The sequence below is a fragment of the Ensifer sp. NPDC090286 genome (assembly GCF_044769565.1).
Taxonomy (GTDB): domain Bacteria; phylum Pseudomonadota; class Alphaproteobacteria; order Rhizobiales; family Rhizobiaceae; genus Ensifer.
Genome location: NZ_JBIVYF010000020.1, coordinates 1 through 1,415, shown reverse-complemented (window position 1 = coordinate 1,415; position 1,415 = coordinate 1). Strand labels below are relative to the sequence as shown.

1 protein-coding gene is annotated in these 1,415 nt (G+C 60.1%); it reads left to right on the top strand.

Translation table 11 applies throughout. The features are described 5' to 3' along the window. Nucleotides 1–111: 111 nt before the first annotated feature. The coding region (istA, locus tag ACIQUG_RS34635; protein ID WP_402326932.1) for an IS21 family transposase at nucleotides 112–1,415 on the top strand (1,304 nt) is incomplete at its 3' end.

Genomic DNA, 1,415 nt, shown 5'->3' with positions numbered 1-1,415 from the left:
TGTGTTTCGGCGTGCAAATTTGACCCCCTTGGCGGGGTAATCGGCGTCCAATTTTGACCCCCCTCAGATTTCATCTGACCATCCGGCTTTTTGCGGCGGATGGAGTGGGAGTTGAAGCGAGTGGATACGATTGCGCGTGTTCGACGGGCCTTCCATGTGCAGGGCTGGTCGATGAAGAAGATCGTCCGGGAACTCCACGTGTCGCGCAACACGGTTCGCAAGATACTGCGCTCCGACGAGACCGATTTTACCTATGAACGGGCACGACAACCGCTGCCAAGGATCGGAGCGTGGAAGGCCGAGATCGAGCGGTTTCTGACAGCCAATGAGGGCAAGCCGTCGCGTGAGCGGCTGACGCTGATCCGGATATACGAAGAGGTCCGGGCACTCGGTTACGATGGCAGCTATGATGCGATCCGGCGATATGCCAAGACCTGGGCGAAGAACCGGGGAGCCGTGACGGCGGAAGCCTATGTGCCGCTCTACTACGCGCCAGGTGAGGCATACCAGTTCGACTGGAGCCACGAGATCATTCTGATCAACGGCGTGACGACGACTGTGAAGGTCGCGCATGTCCGGCTCTGCCACAGCCGGATGATGTTCGTCCGGGCCTACATGCGCGAGAGCCAGGAGATGGTGTTCGACGCGCATGACAAGGCCTTCGCCTTCTTCCGGGGCACCTGCACACGGGGCATCTACGACAACATGAAGACGGCGGTCGAAGCCGTGTTCGTTGGCAAGGAGCGGCAATACAATCGCCGCTTCCTGCAGATGTGCAGCCACTATCTCGTTCATCCCGTTGCCTGCACGCCCGCATCCGGATGGGAGAAGGGACAGGTCGAGAACCAGGTCGGTCTCGTGCGCGAACGCTTCTTCACCCCACGCCTTCGAGTCAAAAGCCTGGAAGAGCTGAACGTCTGGCTGCTCGACAAATGCGTCGCCTATGCCAAGGCGCACCGCCATCCCGAACAGACCGAGCGAATGATCTGGCAGATGTTCGAGGCGGAACGCGGCAGCCTCGTCCATTACGTTGGGCCGTTCGACGGTTTCCATTGCGTCCCGGCCTCGGTGTCGAAGACCTGCACGGTCCGCTTCGACAACAATAAATACTCCGTCCTCTCAACGGCGGTCGGTCGTCCTGTCGAGGTTCATGCCTATGCCGAGAAGATCGTAATCCGGCAGGATGGCGTGAACGTCGGTGAACATCCGCGTTGCTTTGGCCGTGGCGAAACGGTCTACGATCCCTGGCATTATGTCCCTGTTCTGGCTCGTAAACCCGGTGCTTTGCGCAACGGCGCGCCGTTCCGGGAATGGGTCTTGCCCGCAGCGATGGAGAAAGTGCGCCGGCGGCTGAAGAGCGCCCATGACGGTGATCGGCAAATGGTCACCATCCTCGGCTGTGTTCCCATCGACGG